Annotated in this window: 14 protein-coding genes; 13 read left to right on the plus strand and 1 reads right to left on the minus strand. The window is 52.6% G+C overall.

Annotation, left to right across the window (positions count from 1 at the left end):
• Nucleotides 1-2: 2 nt before the first annotated feature.
• From SPB21_RS33205 to SPB21_RS33265, 13 genes are all read left to right on the plus strand, one after another.
• Nucleotides 3-3,293 (plus strand): amino acid adenylation domain-containing protein, encoded by a 3,291-nt coding sequence (locus tag SPB21_RS33205; protein ID WP_499869313.1) that lies wholly within the window; start codon nt 3-5, stop codon nt 3,291-3,293.
• Nucleotides 3,294-3,466: 173 nt separating this feature from the next.
• Nucleotides 3,467-8,056: a type I polyketide synthase gene (locus SPB21_RS33210; RefSeq protein ID WP_499869314.1), complete on the plus strand. Its 4,590-nt coding sequence runs from the start codon at nt 3,467-3,469 to the stop codon at nt 8,054-8,056.
• Nucleotides 8,057-8,074: 18 nt separating this feature from the next.
• Nucleotides 8,075-8,824: a thioesterase II family protein gene (locus SPB21_RS33215; RefSeq protein WP_499869316.1), complete on the plus strand. Its 750-nt coding sequence runs from the start codon at nt 8,075-8,077 to the stop codon at nt 8,822-8,824.
• An 81-nt stretch (nt 8,825-8,905) separates the two neighbouring features.
• The gene (locus SPB21_RS33220) at nt 8,906-9,034 is read left to right on the plus strand and encodes a hypothetical protein (RefSeq protein ID WP_284682003.1); all 129 of its coding nucleotides are present in this window, start codon (nt 8,906-8,908) and stop codon (nt 9,032-9,034) included.
• A 245-nt stretch (nt 9,035-9,279) separates the two neighbouring features.
• Nucleotides 9,280-9,861, plus strand: coding sequence for a TetR/AcrR family transcriptional regulator (locus SPB21_RS33225; RefSeq protein ID WP_163670540.1), 582 nt, complete (start codon nt 9,280-9,282; stop codon nt 9,859-9,861).
• Nucleotides 9,862-9,988: 127 nt separating this feature from the next.
• The gene (locus tag SPB21_RS33230; RefSeq protein ID WP_499869317.1) at nt 9,989-10,738 is read left to right on the plus strand and encodes an SDR family oxidoreductase; all 750 of its coding nucleotides are present in this window, start codon (nt 9,989-9,991) and stop codon (nt 10,736-10,738) included.
• A 134-nt stretch (nt 10,739-10,872) separates the two neighbouring features.
• A complete protein-coding gene (locus SPB21_RS33235) occupies nt 10,873-11,418 on the plus strand; it encodes a thioredoxin family protein (RefSeq protein ID WP_499869318.1) in 546 nt (181 codons plus the stop codon).
• A 32-nt stretch (nt 11,419-11,450) separates the two neighbouring features.
• Nucleotides 11,451-12,128: a glutathione binding-like protein gene (locus SPB21_RS33240; RefSeq protein WP_499869320.1), complete on the plus strand. Its 678-nt coding sequence runs from the start codon at nt 11,451-11,453 to the stop codon at nt 12,126-12,128.
• Between the two features lie 363 nt (nt 12,129-12,491).
• The gene (locus tag SPB21_RS33245) at nt 12,492-12,629 is read left to right on the plus strand and encodes a hypothetical protein (protein WP_499869322.1); all 138 of its coding nucleotides are present in this window, start codon (nt 12,492-12,494) and stop codon (nt 12,627-12,629) included.
• Nucleotides 12,630-12,647: 18 nt separating this feature from the next.
• On the plus strand, nt 12,648-13,274 hold the full coding sequence (locus SPB21_RS33250; protein ID WP_499869324.1) for a thioesterase II family protein: 627 nt from the start codon (nt 12,648-12,650) through the stop codon (nt 13,272-13,274).
• 891 nt (nt 13,275-14,165) lie between these two features.
• On the plus strand, nt 14,166-15,263 hold the full coding sequence (locus SPB21_RS33255; RefSeq protein ID WP_499869326.1) for a ferredoxin family protein: 1,098 nt from the start codon (nt 14,166-14,168) through the stop codon (nt 15,261-15,263).
• Between the two features lie 355 nt (nt 15,264-15,618).
• Complete coding sequence (locus tag SPB21_RS33260) at nt 15,619-16,128, plus strand: hypothetical protein (RefSeq protein WP_499869328.1); 510 nt, start codon at nt 15,619-15,621, stop codon at nt 16,126-16,128.
• A 492-nt stretch (nt 16,129-16,620) separates the two neighbouring features.
• Nucleotides 16,621-18,399: a serine/threonine protein kinase gene (locus SPB21_RS33265; protein WP_499869330.1), complete on the plus strand. Its 1,779-nt coding sequence runs from the start codon at nt 16,621-16,623 to the stop codon at nt 18,397-18,399.
• An 89-nt stretch (nt 18,400-18,488) separates the two neighbouring features.
• On the opposite strand, the gene pstB is transcribed toward SPB21_RS33265, so the two are convergent.
• Nucleotides 18,489-19,295 carry a phosphate ABC transporter ATP-binding protein PstB gene (pstB, locus tag SPB21_RS33270; RefSeq protein ID WP_499869332.1) on the minus strand — a complete coding sequence of 269 codons (807 nt, stop codon included), beginning with the start codon at nt 19,293-19,295 and terminating at the stop codon, nt 18,489-18,491.
• Nucleotides 19,296-19,424 lie beyond the last annotated feature (129 nt).

The raw sequence follows: 19,424 nt of genomic DNA on the forward strand, positions 1-19,424 counted from the left end.
CCATGCAAAAAGTAGATAATCTCGAAGACCTGTACGAACTGACCCCCACCCAGCAGGGTATTTTATTCCACAGTTTAATGGCCCCCAATGAGGGCATGTACTGCACCCAGTTTGGCTTTACCCTCCAGGGCGATCTGGCCATCGATACCTTTTGTCAGGCCTGGGAACAAACCCTAAAGCAGCATTCCATTCTGCGCACGGCCTTTGTTTGGGAAGGCTTGGAAAAGCCAATCCAGCTTGTTCGTCAAAAAGTGGCGCTGCCATTGACTCAGCTGGATTGGCGAGACCGGTCCACCGCTGAGCAACAGCAAGAGCTAGAGACCTGGATCCAGCAGGATCGACAGCAGGGATTTACCCTTTCCCAGGCCCCCCTGATGCGGCTGACATTAATCCGCTGGGCCGACACCACCTATCACTGCATTTGGAGTAAGCATCACCTGCTGCTGGATGGCTGGTCTACCAGCTTAGTGCTGAAGGCTGTACTGACTCGATACGAGGCCCTACGGCAGCACCAGGCACCCGCCCTCACACCGGCACCGCCCTACCGGGATTATGTGGCCTGGCTCCAGCGGCAAGATTTAGCTCAGGCAGAAAACTTTTGGCGATCGCATCTCCAGGGATTCATCGCCCCCACACCCCTGGGCATTCCCCGCACCCTCAAGCAGTCGGCAGGCACCTCAGACATCGCCAATGCCACCCACCTGATTAGCCCTGAACTGACACAGACGCTCAAAACCTTTGTCCGCCAACATCAGCTCACCTTAAATACGTTGGTGCAGGGGGCCTGGGGCCTTTTACTCAGCCGCTATAGCGACGAAACCGATGTGGTCTTTGGGGTAACCTCCGCCGGACGTCCCCCAGATTTACCAGGGGCTGAGGCCATGGTGGGGCTATTTATCAACACGCTGCCCGCCCGCGTATCGGTGGATATTGATCAGCCCTTAGTGCCCTGGCTGCAGTCTCTTCAGGCGCAGCAGGCCAGCCTGCGGCAGTACGAATATAGCCCGCTCACCCAGGTGCAGCGCTGGAGCGAGGTGCCCCCTGGCACCGCTTTGTTTGACAGTATTGTGGTGTTTGAAAACTACCCGGTGGACCCAGAGCTACAGGCGGTTTCCCAGGAGGCGGCCACCAACCAGCAGGCTAAAATCAGCGATATCTACACCACCGAGCGTACCCACTACCCCTTAACCATCGTCGCCCTGACGGATCCGACGGCGGCTCCGGGGGGACTGGAACTGCAGGGGCTATACGACCCGCAGCAGTTTGAGGCCGATAGTATCGAGCGGCTACTGGGGCAGCTGGCCTGCCTGCTTAAGGCCATCCCTGACCATGGCACCGCAGCCCTCGGAGAGCTGCCTTGGATGACAGAGGCTGAGCGTTTACAGCTACTCAGCTGGGGCCAGGCCCAGGGGAGTTTTCCCAAGCAGCCAGGGCTGGTGGAGCGCTTTATCACCCATGTGGAACAGCGTCCCGATGCCGTGGCCCTCTTAGACGGCGATCGCACCCTCACCTATCAAGACCTCGATCGACGTTCCACTCAGCTGGCCCACTATCTCGCCCAGCAGGGGGTGACCGCCGAGACCCGAGTGGCGCTATGTTTGCCCCGGAGTTTAGATTTAATCGTGGCCGCCCTCGGTATTCTTAAAGCGGGAGGGGCCTATGTGCCGTTGGACCCCAGCTATCCCACCGAGCGGCTGCGCTGGGTTTTATCCAACGCGGAGCCAACGGTGGTCGTGACCCTAGCGGCAGAAATCGAACGGCTAGGGTTAGCGCCTGAGGTCAGCGTCTGCCTGGACCGCGATGCTGAAGTGATTAACCAGCAGTCCAGCCAGCTAACGCTACCCACCCCTCAGCCAGGGCAGCTGGCCTACGTGATCTATACCTCCGGCTCCACCGGACAGCCCAAAGGGGTGATGGTGCGCCATGGCGAAGTGGTGCGCCTATTTACGGCCACGCAGCAGTGGTTTCAGTTTTCCCATGAGGATATTTGGCCGTTATTCCATTCCTTTGCCTTTGACTTCGCAGTTTGGGAAACGTGGGGAGCCCTACTCCATGGCGGCCAGCTGGTGATTGTGCCCTATGAGATCAGTCGGTCACCCCAGGCGTTTTACCAGTATTTGCAGCAAACCGGGGTGACGGTGCTGAACCAGACATCAACGGCGTTCCGTCAACTCATGGCCATAGACGAAGCGGTCCAGGCCCCCCTAGCGCTCAAATGGGTGATTTTTGGTGGGGAAGCCCTGGATTTACCCAGCCTCCGACCCTGGTTTGAACGCCATGGCGATCGCACCCCCCAGCTGGTGAACATGTACGGCATCACCGAAACGACGGTGCATGTCACCTACCGGCCCCTGCGCCAAGAGGATGCCCTTGCCTCCACCAGTATGATTGGCGGTCCCATTCCTGACTTAGCCCTCTATGTCCTCGATCAGCACCGACAGCTGGTGCCGGTGGGGGTGCCAGGGGAGCTATATGTGGCCGGTGCCGGGGTATCCCTGGGCTATCTAAATCGCCCAGAGCTAACGGCAGAGCGCTTTTTAGAAAATCCATTTGATCCGCATCTAGGAAAAATGTATCGCACAGGCGATCAGGTGCGGTGGCGGTCCGACGGCGATCTCGATTATCTGGGCCGCTTGGACAATCAGGTGAAGCTGCGCGGTTTTCGCATTGAGCTAGGGGAAATTGAGGCAGCAATCAACCAGCATCCGGCAATCCGGGAAGCAACGGTAATCCTGCGCCATGACCCACCAGCTCAGCCGCGACTAGTGGCCTACACGATCTATCGCGATCAGCCCCTCAGCGAAGGTGAACTGCGCCAGTGGCTCAAGGGCAAACTACCGGACTACATGGTGCCAGCCGCCATGGTGACTCTGCCCGCATTTCCCCTCACCCCCAACGGCAAACTCGACCGGCGGCAGCTGCCCGCCCCCAGTGGCGAGCGCCCATCCCTGCCCGTGGCCTATGCCGGACCCCAATCGGAGCAGGAACAAACCATTGTGCGCATCTGGCAGGATTTGCTGCATCTGGACACCGTAGGCATCCATGACAGCTTCTTTGACCTGGGGGGAGATTCCCTGGGACTGATGCAGCTACATCACCGGCTGCAGACAGAGCTAAAGACATCGTTTGAGCTAATGGATCTGTTCCGGTATCCCACGGTGCATGACTTTGCTGAATTCCTTAGCACCCAGACTCCAGCTGAGCCTACGCCAGCGGCTGCCCCCCAGCGGCAGCAAGGAAAATCCCGTCTGCAGCAACAACGGCAGCGCCGCCAAACCACGAAATCTCGATAGTTCCAGTGCTTATTTCAGGTAACAACACAAAGCGAGACGGTTTCCTAAGGAATTCGGAGTTCGGAATTCGGAATGATCTCCCTTTTACTTCTTACTTCTTACTTCCGCCTTCCGCCTTCCACCCTAGCCGAAATTTCTTGACTTAAGTTGATCCCCCTTATTTCAGACTCACCATGACGACTCACTACACGGGCTTAGAAACCGCCGTTATTGGCATGGCCGGTCGCTTTCCCGGTGCCCCCACCCTGGCTGATTTTTGGCACAACTTACAAAACGGCGTGGAATCGGTCTCCTTCTTTTCGGAGGAGGAACTGCTGGATGCCGGCATTGAGACGGCAACGGTAAAGCAGCCTAACTATGTCAAAGCCCGCGCCATTCTTGAAAATGCCGATGTGTTTGATGCCGGGTTCTTTGGCCTCAGTCCCCGCGATGCCGAAATCCTTGACCCTCAACAACGGGTATTTTTAGAAACCGCCTGGACCGCCCTAGAAACCGCTGGATACGACCCGCAACGGTTTGGGGGAGCCATCGGCATATACGGCGGAGCCACCCTCAGCAGCTATTTATTTAATCTCTACAGCAACCCCCATCTGATGCAGACCGTGGGCCAGTTTCCCCTGGTGCTGGGCAATGGTCGGGAGTTTCTAACCACGCGGACCTCCTATTTGATGAATTTGCAGGGGCCGAGCGTCAATGTGCAAACGGCTTGTTCCACGGCCCTAGTGGCGGTTCACCTGGCGAACCAGGCCCTGCTCAGTGGCGAATGCGATCTGGCCCTGGCGGGTGGGGTTTCGATTCGGATGCCTCTAAAGGGGGGATATGTCTATCAGGAGGGGGGAATTTCCTCCCCGGATGGCCACTGCCGCGCCTTTGATGCCAGTGCCAAGGGCACGGTGGGCGGTAGCGGGGTCGGGATGCTGGTGCTCAAGCGGCTGGAGGATGCCCTGGCGGATCGCGATACGATCCATGGCGTGATTAAGGGGTCCGCCATCAACAACGATGGCTCAGCCAAAATGAGCTACACAGCTCCCCGCATTGAAGGGCAGGCGACGGTAATTCGGGCAGCCCAGCAGGTGGCGGAGGTGGAGCCGGAGAGCATTCAATATATTGAGGCCCACGGTACAGGGACAATTTTGGGTGACCCCATAGAAGTGGCCGCTTTGACCCAGGCGTTTCAAACGGCGCAGCGGGGATATTGCGCCCTGGGGTCGGTGAAGACCAATATTGGCCACCTGGATGCCGCCGCCGGGGCAGCGGGGTTGATTAAAACCTTGCTGTCGCTAAAGCAGCGGCAGATTCCCCCCAGTTTGCATTTTGAATCGGCTAACCCCCAGATTGACTTTGACCACAGTCCGTTTTACGTCAATGATCAGCTGCAGCCCTGGCCCGAGCAGTCCAATAGCCCCAGGCGAGCAGGGGTGAGTTCCTTTGGCATGGGGGGCACCAACGCCCATGTGATTGTGGAGGAAGCGCCTCCGGTGGCGGCCACTAGTGCCTCCCGTCCCTGGCAGCTGTTGCTGTGGTCGGCTAAAACCGAGACGGCGCTGACCGCAGCGACTCAGCAGTTAGGTACGGCGTTAGAACAAGTGGATTTAGCCGATGCAGCCCATACTCTCCAGGTGGGGCGGCAGGCCTTTGCGCATCGGCGGATGATGGTGTGTTGCGATCGCACCGATGCCCTCACCGTTCTCAACGGAGCCACCTCCCAGCGGTTAAAGTCCAACACTGCCCCTGACACCGTCCCCCAGGTGGTATTTCTGCTACCAGGCCAGGGAGCCCAGCATGTGGGCATGGGGCAACAGCTTTACGAAACGGAGCCCCGTTTCCGCCAGGTGATTGATCGCGGAGCCGAACTGCTGCAGCCCCACCTGGGTCTAGATATTCGGCAGATCCTCTACCCAGACGATGGCCAGATGGCCGAAGCAACGGAACAGATTTGCCGCACCGACATCGCTCAGCCCGCACTCTTTCTGGTGGAATATGCCCTGGCCCAGCTGTGGCAAGAGTGGGGCGTTACCCCCAAGGCGTTTATCGGCCATAGTCTCGGGGAATATGTCGCTGCCTGTCTGGCGGGGGTGGCGGATTTAGACACCCTGCTGCCCCTGGTGGCATGGCGCGGTCGGTTAATGGCCCAGCAGCCAGAGGGAGCCATGCTAAGTGTGGCCCAATCCGCTAGCCAAATTGCAGCCCAGCTGCCGACGGATCTGGTGTTGGCAGCGGACAATGCCCCCGAGCTATGTGTCGTGGCTGGGCCAATTGAGGCCATCGCCCTCTATCAGCAGCAGCTAGAGGCCCAGGACATTGCTTGCCGGTTGCTCAAAACCTCCCATGCCTTCCATTCACCGCTGATGGCCGGTGTTTTAGAACCGTTTCGTCAACAGCTGAGCCAAATTGCGCTCAATCCCCCCAAAAAACTGTGGGTTTCTAACCTGACCGGCACCTGGATTACCCCCGAGCAAGCCACCGATCCAGACTACTGGGTGCAGCATCTGCGGCAGCCGGTGCAGTTTCGCCCTGGTTTGGAAACCCTCAATAATGATCGGTCGCTGCTGCTAGAAGTGGGACCAGGCCAGACGTTAACCACCCTGGCTCGCCAGCATGACCTGAAAACCCCATCGATCATTCCCTCCCTGGGTCACCCCAGAGATTCTCAGCCGGATCTCGCCTGTTTGCTATCGGCGGTGGGGCAGCTGTGGCTCGCCAATGTGGCCATTAACTGGCAAGGCTTTTATGCCCATGAGCAGCGACGGCGGATCCCCTTGCCCACCTATCCCTTTGAGCGGCAGCGCTACTGGGTTGAGGCGCAGCCCTTAGCCGCAGCCCCCCAGCCCGTCCTACAGAAAAAGCCCGATGTGGCTGACTGGTTTTATCTACCGGAGTGGCAGCGTTCTCACCTAAGACCGGCGGTGGCCCACACCACGTCCGAGGCTGCCTGGCTGTTGTTTGTGGATGACACCGCCCGTAACCAGGCCATTGCCCAGGGGTTATCCTTGGCCCATGCCGCCGTCACGGTACACCCTGGCGACAGCTTTAGTCGCTTAGATCAGCACACCTTTACGATCAACCCTCACCGCCCAGAAGACTATCGAGCCCTGCTCAATGCCTTGGGGGACCACCGCCCCACCGAAATTCTGCACGGTTGGAGTCTGACCTCAGGCACCGACTTTGACGAGATTCAGGCCCAGGGCTGCCAGAGCCTGCTGTATTTGACCCAGGCCTTAGCCCAGTGCGGGTGGCACCATGATCTGCGGCTAACGGTGCTGGCCGCCAATATTTTGAACGTCAATGGCACCGAATCCCTGTCCCCAGCCCATGCCACCATCCTTGGCCCCTGCACTGTGATTCCCCAGGAATATCGGCAAATCACCAGCCGCCTGGTGGATTGGCCGGTGGATGGCGATAGCCCCAAGGAGCTAAAAGTACTGCTGGCAGAGCTGGTCGCTGGGGCTGCTGAAGAACCGACGGTGGCCTATCGTCACGGACTGCGGTGGGTACAGCGCTTTGTCCCCATGCCTCTACCGGAGGCAGAGCCAGCGCTGCTGCGCCAACGGGGTGTTTATTTCATTACCGGCGGTCTGGGGAATGTGGGTCTTACCCTGGCCGCATCCCTGGCCCCCTGGCAGGCCAAGGTGGCCCTGCTGAGTCGACGCAGCCTGCCGGATCGCGCTCAGTGGCCCGCTTATTTAGAGAATGTGCCCACCGATCCGATCTGTGACAAAATTCGCCAGATTCAGGCCATGGAGGCTGCGGGTGTGGAGGTGCTCATACTCGCCGCTGATGTGGCTGATGCGGCACAGTTGGAGGGTGCGATCGCAAAAACCGAATCCCACTTCGGCCCCATCAACGGCGTCATTCACGCCGCTGGTGCCGTCGGTGAGCAAGCCTTTCGGATGATCGCGGAAACGAGCAGTGCTGAATTAGAGCAGCAGTTTCAGGCTAAGGTTACCGGCTTACAAAACCTGGCAGCGGCCCTGGAGGGTAAATCGTTAGACTTTGGACTGCTTTGCTCTTCGCTGGCCTCAGTCTTAGGCGGGTTAGGCTTTGCCAGCTACAGCGCCGCCAATTACTTTATGGATGCCTTTGCCCAGCAGCAGTCCCAAGGCGACTCCTTGCCCTGGATGAGCATTAACTGGGATGGTTGGCGGTTTCAACCGGACGAGCATCCAGAGCTGGGGCAAACCATGGCCGATTTTGCCCTCACCCCGGCGGAGGGCGGTGCCGTTTGGCAACGGCTGTTTGCCTATGCCACCGTGCCCCAAATGATTGTCTCCACGGGGGACCTGACGGCGCGCCAGCAGCAATGGCAGCCAGCGCCAGCGACCACCACCGACGAGGCCAACCGTCCCCAGTATGATCGCCCAGCCCTAGCCGGTGACTATCAGGCGGCCACCACCCCCTTAGAACAGCAGGTGGTGGAGATTTGGGAGTCATTTTTAGGCATTCGGCCCATCGGCATTGACGATAGCTTCTTTGAACTGGGCGGCCATTCCCTGCTGGCCACCCAGATTATGGTCCATCTGCGTCAGCAATTTCAGGTGGATATTCCCCTGCGCTGCTTGTTTGATAACCCAACGGTAGCTGGTCTGGCCGAAGCGATTGTTCAACACCAAAGTGAGCATCAGCCGGTGGTGGATGCGATCGCACCCCTACCCAGGTTTGAAAGCTCAGACATCCAGCAATTGCTAGACCAGATCGATCAGCTGCCCGAAGCCCAGGTGGATGAACTGCTCCACCAATTTTCCCAATTGCAGGCCCTAACCTAGTTTCTACATATCCCCGCCATGATCACCACCCCTGATACCAACCGCTGGCTCCGACGCGGTACCCCCAATCCCAATGCGTCCCTACGCTGTTTTTGTCTGCCCTATGTCGGTGGCAGTGCCCGCATCTTCCAACCGTGGAGCCAGTCCTTGCCCGACAGTGTTGAGGTGTGTGCCCTAGAACTGCCGGGGCACGGCACCCGACTCACCGAACAGCCTTTTGACAATTGGGACGCGGTTTTGGAGGCCATCTCCCAGGTGATTTTGCCCCTTTGCGATCGCCCCTTTGTGTTCTTTGGCCACAGCATGGGAGCCTTGATCAGCTTTGAGCTGGCCCGTTATTGTCGCCGCCACCATCTACCGATGCCCAGCCATCTTTATGTGTCAGGTCATCGTGCGCCCCAGCTACCCGACCCGGAAGAGCCGGTGCACAATCTGCCTGAACAGGCCTTTCGAGAGAAACTCACTCGTCTTCAGGGCACTCCACCAGCGGTGCTCAATAACAAAGAGTTTATGGCGATGCTGTTGCCGGTGCTGCGGGCTGATTTCACCCTGTGTGAAACCTACAGTTATGTTCAAGAGCCGCCCCTGCCCTGTCCCATTACCGCCTTTGGCGGCACCCAAGATCCCACCACCCAACGGGGCCGCCTACGGGCTTGGAGAGCACAGACCCAGGCTAAATTCACCCGCCATGTGTTACCAGGCAAACACTTTTTTATTCAAACGGAACAAGCCTCTCTCCTCAATCACTTGAAGATCAGCCTAATATAACTAGATATAGATAACTCCAAGTTGCTGTGCGCAGCAACTAATCCTCTGATGATAACCAGGCTCAGCAGATCCGCACAGTCAATGCCATTTTGGCAACGTGCAACGCCTGTAGAACGCGCCGAGGATTTTCGTAGATGGGTAGCTCAACTGCCTAAAACAAGCATTACCTTATCTGATGAAGCTTTCGACCGTGGCAATATTTTTGGCTAGCTGCTGTCCGGCACAGCTTAATAAAGACAGGACTAGCATTAGCTAAAGTTATTGTTCGCGCCACGAGTTCACCGCATAGGTGTCGATGCAGCCTGAGCGAATACTTAATTCAGCAGTGATGGATAAAACCAGTGACACGCCTAAGCTACCGCACAGCCAGTAAGGGATAGTATGCCCAATCCCGCTAGATTGTATCGATCGGTCCAAAGTGTTAGGATCCCACCATCCTCTAACCGTGTCAGCTCATGCCGTGGGAAAAAACGTTTGAAATCCAAGATGTCGTTGACAAAGCCATGCAGGTGTTTTGGACCAAAGGGTATGTAGACACCTCAATTGCAGACCTGCTTGAAGCGACAGGAATCAAGCGCAGCAGCCTTTATAACGCTTTTGGTGGCAAGCGTGATCTATTCGTTAAAGCACTGCGTAAATACGACCGTGAGAACAGCAGAGCCACCCTAAGCAAGCTTGAAGAAATCGAAGATCCCCGTCAAGTCATCCAAACCTTATTTGAAGGCGTGATCCAAGAAGCCCTGAACGACCCGGACCAAAAAGGGTGCTTACTGGTGAATACATCCCTAGAGTTACCAACCCATGACAAAGAGATTAAAACCATTGTAAAGACTGGCCTACAGGCCGTTGAAGCTTTTTTGCAACGCCAAATTGAACTGGGTCAGGCCCGATCTGAGCTGCCCGAATCCATCGATCCCCAGGCAACCGCTAGAACCTTAGTTGCTCTGATCACCGGCATTAGAGTCTTGGGTCGCGGAGTCTTTGAAGAAAGCGCCTTGAGATCAATTGCAGCCCAGGCACAGCGACTCATTACCTAGACTCCGAGTCGCCTCGATAAAAACTTTTTTTCTGGAATGGGTGGTACAAACTATTTTTTTGTGATAGTTTGTACCAAGTGGTCTAAACACTGTTTCAAAACATCCTATTTATTCGGAGAATCAATCCATGGCAGTTCAGCCTATTCAAATTAAAAGTGCGATCGCTTTAGTAACCGGTGCCAACAGAGGCATTGGTCGAGCGTTTGTTGAAGCTCTACACACGGCTGGAGCACAAAAGATTTACGCAACAGCGCGTAATGTTGACTCCCTGGCTGACGTTGTTGCCATCGACCCAGCTCGGATTGTTCCCCTAACTCTAGATGTGACCAATGCTGAGCAGATAGCTGCCATTTCGCAGCAGGCTCAAGATGTCAATTTGCTCATCAATAATGCAGGCGTGCTGGGGGGCGGTGACCTGTTCATCGATAACAGCATTGAAACCGCCCAGTGGGAAATGAATGTGACTTACTTCGGCACATTGGCCATGACCCGCGCCTTTTCACCCATTTTGAAACGCAATGGCGGCGGTGCACTGGTCAATCTCTGCTCCCTCGCGTCCTATGTAAATGTTCCTTCTGTTGCCACCTATAGCGCCGCAAAAGCTGCCCTACATTCACTGACCCAGGGTACTCGGGCTCAGCTAGCGGCCCAAGGCACGCTTGTTGTCGGTCTCTACCCCGGTCCCATCGACACCAGAATGGCAGAAGAGCTACCTTTGGACAAAGCACCCACTAGCCAGGTCGCCGATGCTCTATTGCACGGACTAGAAAACGGCATCGAAGATATTTATCCCGATGACACAGCTGCACAAGTTCTCTCAGGAGTGACTGAAGGACTCAAGGCCATTGAAAAACAGTTTGCTGAAATGTTGCCTTAGAGCGGCTGGGTTAATGCAATGCCTAAAAGATAGGCGATGGCCCAACGAAGCCTAGCCTATCTGCACTAACCCCCATTCGACATAACGCTTCTATCAGAAAAAACACTCAACAATCTTTCAACAGAACATTACCCATGTTACTCAACACCCCGGCTTGTCAAGCAGGCCAGCAGGCCCCAGACTTTACCCTCTCAGATCCAGATGGAAAAACCTATTCTCTCGAAAGTCTGATGGGCGACAAAGGCTTGCTGGTTGCCTTTATTTGTAATCACTGTCCCTATGTGCAGGCGGTGATTGACCGATTTGTTGCTGATGCCAAATTACTCCAAGCCAATGGAGTGAACGTGGTGGCGGTGATGTCGAACGACTACCGCTATGTATCTGCCGACAGCCCTGCCAATATGAAAAAATTTGCCCAACAGCATGGGTTTACGTTTCCTTACTTAGTCGATGAAGACCAGTCTGTGGGTAAAGCCTACGGTGCGGTTTGTACACCTGATTTCTTTGGCTTTAATGCTGATGGCACCCTGCAATATCGTGGTCGGTTAGACGATGCTCGCATGGGCGATCCGACTAACCGCAAGCCTGAGCTGCTGGCAGCCATGACATTAGTGGCAGCAACTGGCGCTGGTCCAACGGTCCAGCACCCTAGCATGGGCTGTTCGATTAAGTGGAGCTAATTCTAAACTGAGATAACCTAGGAGACTTAATTATGACTTCAAAGTGGCCCATTCAATACCCCGATCGAATTCAACTTTATTCACTGGGAACCCCCAATGGCCAGAAAGTAGCCATTGCTCTCGAAGAAATGGCCCTGCCCTATGAGGCTCATCGGGTCGATATTATGGCAGGCGATCAGTTTACCGATGAATTTGTAGCAATTAACCCCAACTCAAAAATTCCCGCCATTGTTGATCCCAACGGGCCTGGGGGCGAGTCGATATCAGTATTCGAGTCAGGTGCAATACTGATCTATCTGGCAGAAAAGTCAGGCCAATATTTGCCCACTGATCCAGCCGCTCGTAGTGAGTGTTTGCAGTGGTTGTTTTTTCAAGTAGGCGGCGTGGGGCCGATGTTTGGTCAGTTTGGTCACTTTTATAAGTACGCTAAGGAAAAGATTCCCTATGGCATTAATCGCTATCAAACAGAAGTTAAGCGTTTGTTGGGCGTTTTAGAGACACAGCTGCAGGGACAAGATTATCTTCTAAAAGAGGGCTATACCATTGCTGATATAGCAATGTTCCCTTGGGTGGGTGCGCTCGATTGGGGGTATGGCGCAGTTGAGGTGTTCCAGCTACAGCAGGACTTTCCTAACGTGATGTCATGGTACGAACGCTGCCGCCAACGACCTGCAGCTGCCCGTGGATTAGAAGTGACAAAGTTGACTTAACTCCTGATGACCAAACTGGTGCGATCAGAAGAACCTCTCTCTTCGATAAAAAATAACGCCCAGGGAGAGGTACAGTCTGCTATCACTTTATAATCTCTTGAGAACGTGGCAGCGGCTGTTTGCGTATTCACCGTGCCCCAGATAATTGCCTCCAAAGGGGACCTGACGGCGCGCCAGCAACAGCTAGCGCCAGCAACGAGGCTAACCGAGCGTGCGGCCCTGGCTGGTGACTATCAGGCGGCTCTCCCTTAGAACAGCAGGTGGCGGAGATTTGGGAGTCATTTTTAGGGATTCGTCCCATCGGCATTGACGATGGCTGGTCTGGCTCGGGCGATTGTCTAGTATCAGAGCGAGAATCAGCTGGTGGTGGATGAGATCGCACCCCTACCCAGGTTTGAAAGCTCAGATATCCAGCAGTTGCTAGACCAAATCGATCAGCTGCCCGAAGCCCAGGTGGATAAACTGCTCCACCAATTTCCCAAATTGCAAACCCTAAGGTAGTTTCTATAAATCCCCGCTATGATCACCACCCCTGATACCAACCGCTGGCTCCGACGCGGTACCCCCAATCCCAATGCGTCCCTGCGCTGTTTTTGCCTGCCCTATGCCGGGGGCAGTGCCCGCATTTTTCAAACCTGGAGCCAGTCCCTGCCGGAGAATGTTGAAGTATGTGCCCTTGAACTGCCGGGGCACGGGATGCGCCTGACTGAACAGCCCTTTGACAATTGGGATCTAGTTCTGGAGGCGATCTCCCAGGTGATTTTGCCCCTTTGCGATCGCCCCTTTGTGTTTTTCGGCCACAGCATGGGAGCCTTGATCAGCTTTGAGCTGACCCGCTATTGTCGCCGCCACCATCTGCCGATGCCCAGCCATCTCTATGTGTCAGGTCATCGTGCGCCGCAACTGCCCGACCCGGAAGAGCCGGTGCACAATCTGCCGGAACAGGCCTTTCGAGAGAAACTCACCCGGCTTCAGGGCACTCCACCAGCGGTGCTCAATAACATGGAAGTCACAGACCCAGGCCAAATTCACCCGCCATGTGTTACCAGGCAAACACTTTTTTATTCAAACAGAACAAACTTCTCTGCTCAATCATTTAAAGATCAGCTTGGGCAGATACGCATAAATCAAGACAGTCCCAGTTAGAGAAGATAATTATCAACGTCTTGCCCTGAACAAGAGAGACTTTAAATAAACAATCCTAGCGGGGCATTCCCAAGGGAGTATCCCGACGTCATCCTTTTGTTTAACCAGGGTTATTAAAACCAGATATTGGTTTTAGACCTACCGTGTACACATATCTCGGAAGATGGTTCAAAATCCTGCTTTACCCCCTTAATCCCCCCTTGGTAAGGGCAGGGTTGTTTCATGTTCACCAGAGAAAATCTGTAAGGCTTATTACTTCGTTCATACTGAATCGACATATGATCGGAGGGAACCAAAACCGGTTGCTTGGGGTCCCTCCGAGTTCCCCAAACCCCCATGGCTAGGGCCGGAGGCCGCCCTAGGACCCAGCCTACTGAGTTGTCCTCAATTGCATTAAAGTAGGGGTTACGGCGGGGTCGATTAATCAGGTTATCGCATTGTTGTTTGGCCCACCTCCAAGTAGAGCATGCTTTTCCTCAAATGAGCTTTCAATGCCTTCAGATTTTCTGTCCAGACAATGAAACAGCCCTGCCTTGGTAAGGGGGGAAACTCCAGTCCTCCCCCTTACCAAGGGGGAGTTAGAGGGGGTGATGCAACCGCGAACGCTAGTATCCAGGACTTATGTGTACACCGTAGGGTTTTAGACAAAAAGGGTTTTGTCCATTTTTATAATGTTCTAAATCTCTCCTGATGAATCTCTTTACCCAGCTATCCATGACGTCAGAGTCTGGTCTGAAATACGACTGTGGATTCCCATGGTGCGGATTTCCATAGGGCGCAAAGTATTGGTACAAGGCATAGCCTAAAAGAGAACAATATTTCAATAAATCCTGCCAGGCGTTAAGATGTGCATAGATTAGATTTATTAGGAATAAATCCTATAAAGGAGCTATGCACATTCTAGATAATCTGCCGGAAAGTCTTGCTGACTGTCGCTATTGCTCCCAGGTCTCTAAGGCCAATGGCGAAGATCCCATTGGTTCAGCCCCTCAGATAGATTACTGGCTAATTGTGGAAGTTCCTCAGCCCTGGCCCATCACAATGGCTACAGATAATCCAGCTATCAGTCAGATATTTCCGCTGATCAAAAAGCTGATTTTTAGACGGGGAGTAATAGTGAGACCGATTGCGATCGCACCCGATCCCGACTATTCTGCCCCCGGCTTTACCCGCGTTCTGTATTACTCGCGTCCCGCAAAACAGTTTGCCAAGTACCTGAAAGAAGAATACCTGGTCCCCGAAGATCTCACCATTGAGCTGGTTCTGGGCCTCTTAAATCGCCTATTGGGCAAAAAAAATCCGGTCAAGTCTTTTGCCACCTACCAACAAGAGACTCAACATATACGAGAGATGCTAGTGTGCACCCACACCCAGGTTGATCTGGCCTGTGGCCGATTTGGCACTCCCATATATCGCCAGTTACGCAAACACTTTGGTCAGTCCCATGTTCGGGTATGGCAAAGCACTCACTTTGGTGGTCATCAGTTTGCCCCCACATTAATTGACCTACCCACAGGACAGTTTTGGGGGCACTTAGAGTCGGGTCTCCTAACACATCTGATGCAGCGCAGCGGCGATCAACGCCAGCTTGCATTATGCTATCGGGGCTGGGCAGGCGTTAACAAGTTTGAGCAGATGGCTGAGCGAGCGGTCTGGCAACAAGAAGGATGGGACTGGTTTAACTGCCCGAGAACTGTTAAAACCACCAGTAAGGGACTGACGGGAATTAAAAAACTTGCCTATCCGATCTTGAAAATCATTCCTATTAAATTGTTGCAGCTCTGGTTAGACCGCTGGACCAAAGGTGCAACCTGGGTCAATATGAGCGTTAGCTATGAGACATCCTCTGGCACTGGCATATATAAGGTTACCGTTAAAGAGAAAGATGAAATTATCAGTGCTGGTAGTTCTGCAACCGAGGCCAATCAAACTATAAAGCTGAAACCCGTCAAACAATACCAGGTAGTACACTCCGTTAAAATCGTCTGAGCTTATGAATGCAACGATGGTGTAACCGTGATGCCCATGCCCAACGTTTGACCGTGTAATGAATTCAATACCTTTAGTCTGATGGCCCATTTTCTGTAATTTCGGGGTCATCGGCTATTTCCTGCCTACTAGTACTGTGTGGTGTGTGTGGCGTGTGTGGCGTAAGTTTGACCACTATCAAATGTGGATGGGGTGATCAAGCCAGGAGATGATATTTACTAACGGCTGTAAGCCTATTGGGTGGGTGTTTATTGGTAACAAGGTATGAAGGGTAAATTTATTTTCTATGCCCCGATCTAACCTAAGTACCTCAGAACTTGTTACATTAAACAGCTGGCATCAATGAACACAGTCTATGGAAAAAACTAATACTAAAACCTTTGCTATTTTGGCCCCTGTGCCAGAACATCATTTGGTCTCGGGGCTTGATGCGATTACTCGCCAGCTGGACGATGATGCGATTGAGACACAACCCATGGTAGCCTTAGGCAGCAATGCCTTTGAAGTTTTTGGGCAAGCAGATGCATTGCGTAAAGATCGCATGGCCGACGTTTATATTTATGCATCCCATGCAGATAATCCCACTTTAAATTCCCAGGCGACCTGGAGGGCAACTTACATTAAACAGGTTCATTCTCGTCGAGGTCGCTATCCTGGCAAAGCGATACATCGCCCAGAAACAACCGCCACTGACAAACCCACCTGGGCCGTTTTTTGGTTACTCAAAGATTTAGAAAAACTTCAACCCCCTTTGCCCATCGGTAAGATGAAGGCATTAGGCAAAAAATCTAATTATCCTTCCCGTTTTCTACCGGAAGAGCCAGTGTTGATAGAACATCCCATGCTTAGACGTCTCTTAGCCTAAGCATCTGACAATAGCAAAGTCTGATAGTCATGGCGGTTTTGCGGGCCGATGATATTATTTTGGTAATTCTCGGCTACGCACGGTAATTCTCGGCTAAACACGGTTTTTCTCAGCTAAACACGGTCTCAGGACTGGGTGGTGGATCTGTTTGGGAAGTGCGATCGCAAATTCTAAGCGGCCATAGCCGGAGACAGTAAGACATTTTTACCAATGTCAATCATGCATTTGACCATAAGAATTTTATTTAACCAGATATAACCCTGATCTACCAGCTAGTAGATGAAGAACTACTAGCCTATGCACTGGTATTGGTATATCCAAACAACTCTGAAATGGAGGCAGTTATTGCTTAACTTTTCAATCGTCAGGAAAGCCAGGACCATCTACGAGCAATGGGTATTATCCCTGTTGCTAATTTAAATTCCTAACTATCGAAAGTAGGTAGGGTCACAAATCTACCGATATAACGTTATTAGCTCAACTGGTAGTCCTATGACCGTGGACAATTGCCTCAAATGTGAATCCGTTCGTGAGGAACATGTTCTCCAACATTTAACCTTCCGAGGCTATGCTCTAATTGAGCAACTCAGCACGTTCCAAGATGTCGTCACCTACGTCGCCAGAGATAACCGCGAACCTGAAGGGTGTTATTGTCTTGTACGCGTGTTACCGATAAATAACAATGACGAACCGATTTTAGAATTGTTTCAGCCAACACCCAGCATCTCAGCGGCAGCTCAACTGCTAGGTGGGTTTCAAGTAGACAGTTACAGCTATCTCATTCGTCAATATATTCCTGGACAACCGCTGACTTGGGAAATTCCAAATCAGATAGGCTGGAATGGCAATCAGGTCATTAACCTGCTGCGGTCAATTTTGAAAACGCTGGTCCAATGTCATCAAGAAGGTGCTGTTCATGGCAATCTTCACCCCAATAATGTGATCCGTCGACCTGATGGACAGCTGATATTGACGGATTTTACCGGTACCCAAGGACGCTATCACCAAACCCTGAGACGGCATAAGGTGGGCCTCAGAAGTAACATTTTAGGACTATTAGAACATCCTGCCTACGCCGCTCCCGAACAATGGCAAGGCTGTCATCAACCCAGCAGCGATATCTATGCGCTAGGAATGTTAGGGTTGCAGTTTCTTCTTGGTCGCCAGTCTTGGACTTCTGAAACGCAGCTCCATCAACTGCTTAGTAGTCTACCTTATCAGCCGTTGGTAACTATCCTTAAGCGCATGGTTAATAGCATCCCAGACCAGCGCTATATGAATGCTCAGATCGCACTGTTTGCTCTAGATAACGTTCAATTAGACGACCAGCAACAACGACCAGCACCCATAGAACAACAACGAAGAGAGCAAGAAAACAAACTTCCACAAGCTCCCTTGACCTTAGGAGATTCCTGGCAGCGACAGCCAAACCATTATCAACTCAGTCAAATGGAGCGTAGGCTCCTAGACTATGATGGGATGCTAGATCAGCGATCACTCCCAGCCTCTCTGCCAAGTAAAGAACCATCAGCTAATGCTTTACTCCAGTTTAAATCAAGTCCCGACACGTTGCCAGTTGTCAAATCGCAGGTAGCCTTACTTTCTATCGAGTCAGAGTTAAACGTACTATCCCGTGACTCAACGTTTGTTCATCCAGAACTGGTGAACACAGAGACCTTAGTCCTAGCCTCTATGGCACTAGAGACAGTCTCCATAGAAGATTTATCCCAACCGACTATCGTTGAGGCAACCATAGCCCATGCCAACCCTACTGTTATTGAAGGCTCAAAAGAAACACTGCTGATGGCTCCTGAGCTGCCTAAAGAGTCACCTGGTTCAAAAATATCTCACTTTAAGTGGACACCAGCTGTCTTGGCAATGACCACATCAGTGGGTGGCGTTATTCTCTACCAAAATTGGAACTATCTCAATCAAGACGTCACCGCAGCACCAGATACTTCATCCAAGGTTATTACTGATGATATAGAGGTTGCTCAAACTAACCGTGACTCAGTCCCCATTCCTGTGCCAGAGACTCCCGGCGAATTTGATGTTCGTCCCAGCTTTAGCCAGTCTCAAGCTGAATACAGCGAGAAGCAAGAAATCATGGCCCAAACCCTGTTGCGCGCAGCCTATAAACAAGCTGCTATTGAAAACTTTGAGCAAGCCTTGAACTATTTACATCAGGTGCCCACCCACACCAAAGCCCATCACACTGCTTTAAAAAAGATTGAAGAATATTCGCAAAAAGCAGTAATTAAAGGCCTCTAGTATCCGATGGCAGAAACTTGGCAGCCATTGCCCCCTATCTCCCCGTCGCTAGTTTAATGTTCGCTATGGTTTATCGTCCTTCTCTTCGCCTAGCCAAAGCGACCACTCACATAGTCTCGGGTCAATGTCTCATGGGGTTGTTGAAAAATTGTCTCGGTAGTATTATATTCCACCAGATAACCATAGCGAAGACCTTTCGGATCAGTCTTCGTATTAAAAAATGCCGCCATGTCAGACACACGAGATGCCTGCTGCATGTTATGGGTGACAATCACAATGGTGTAATGTTCCCGCAACTCTTGCATTAGATCTTCAATCAGGTGAGTTGCCAGCGGATCTAGAGCAGAACAAGGCTCATCCATCAATAACACCTTAGGCTCAACCGCAATGGAGCGGGCTATACAAAGCCGCTGCTGTTGTCCTCCTGAAAGATCATAACCGCTACAATACAGCCTATCTTTTACCTCATCCCAAAGCCCCACCCGCATCAGAGAGAGCTCGACTAGCTCATTTAGATCACCGGTATAACCATTGATGCGTGCACCAAAGGCAATATTCTCATAGATAGAATGATCAAATGGATTGGGCTTTTGAAACACCATGCCAACATTTCGACGCAGGATATCGACCTCCATCGTCGAATTATAAATATTTTGACCATAAAATAAGATATCTCCCTGGGTACGTGCTCCTGGAATCAAATCATTGAGGCGATTCAAACAACGAATTAAGGTACTCTTCCCACACCCGGATGGACCAATCAAAGCCGTAATCTGATGTTCTGGAATATCGAAAGAAACGTCGTAAACACCCAAGGCAGAGCCATAACGTACGGTAGTATTACGTATACTAAGTACTGTCCTGGGTGGCGCTACCGTTTCTATTTGAGATAGCATTTGTAAGTACCTCGTAGAGTTCTTTTCCTTACCCCCGCAATATAGGTAAGAATTTTGAGGAACTTGGGAGGATTGGTAATCGGTAAGTTTTCGCCAGGGACGTGACATTTGGTAACACTGCGTTTATTA

The organism is Leptothoe sp. ISB3NOV94-8A (assembly GCF_043421595.1).
Classification (GTDB): Bacteria; Cyanobacteriota; Cyanobacteriia; order Phormidesmidales; family Phormidesmidaceae; genus Leptothoe; species Leptothoe turfae.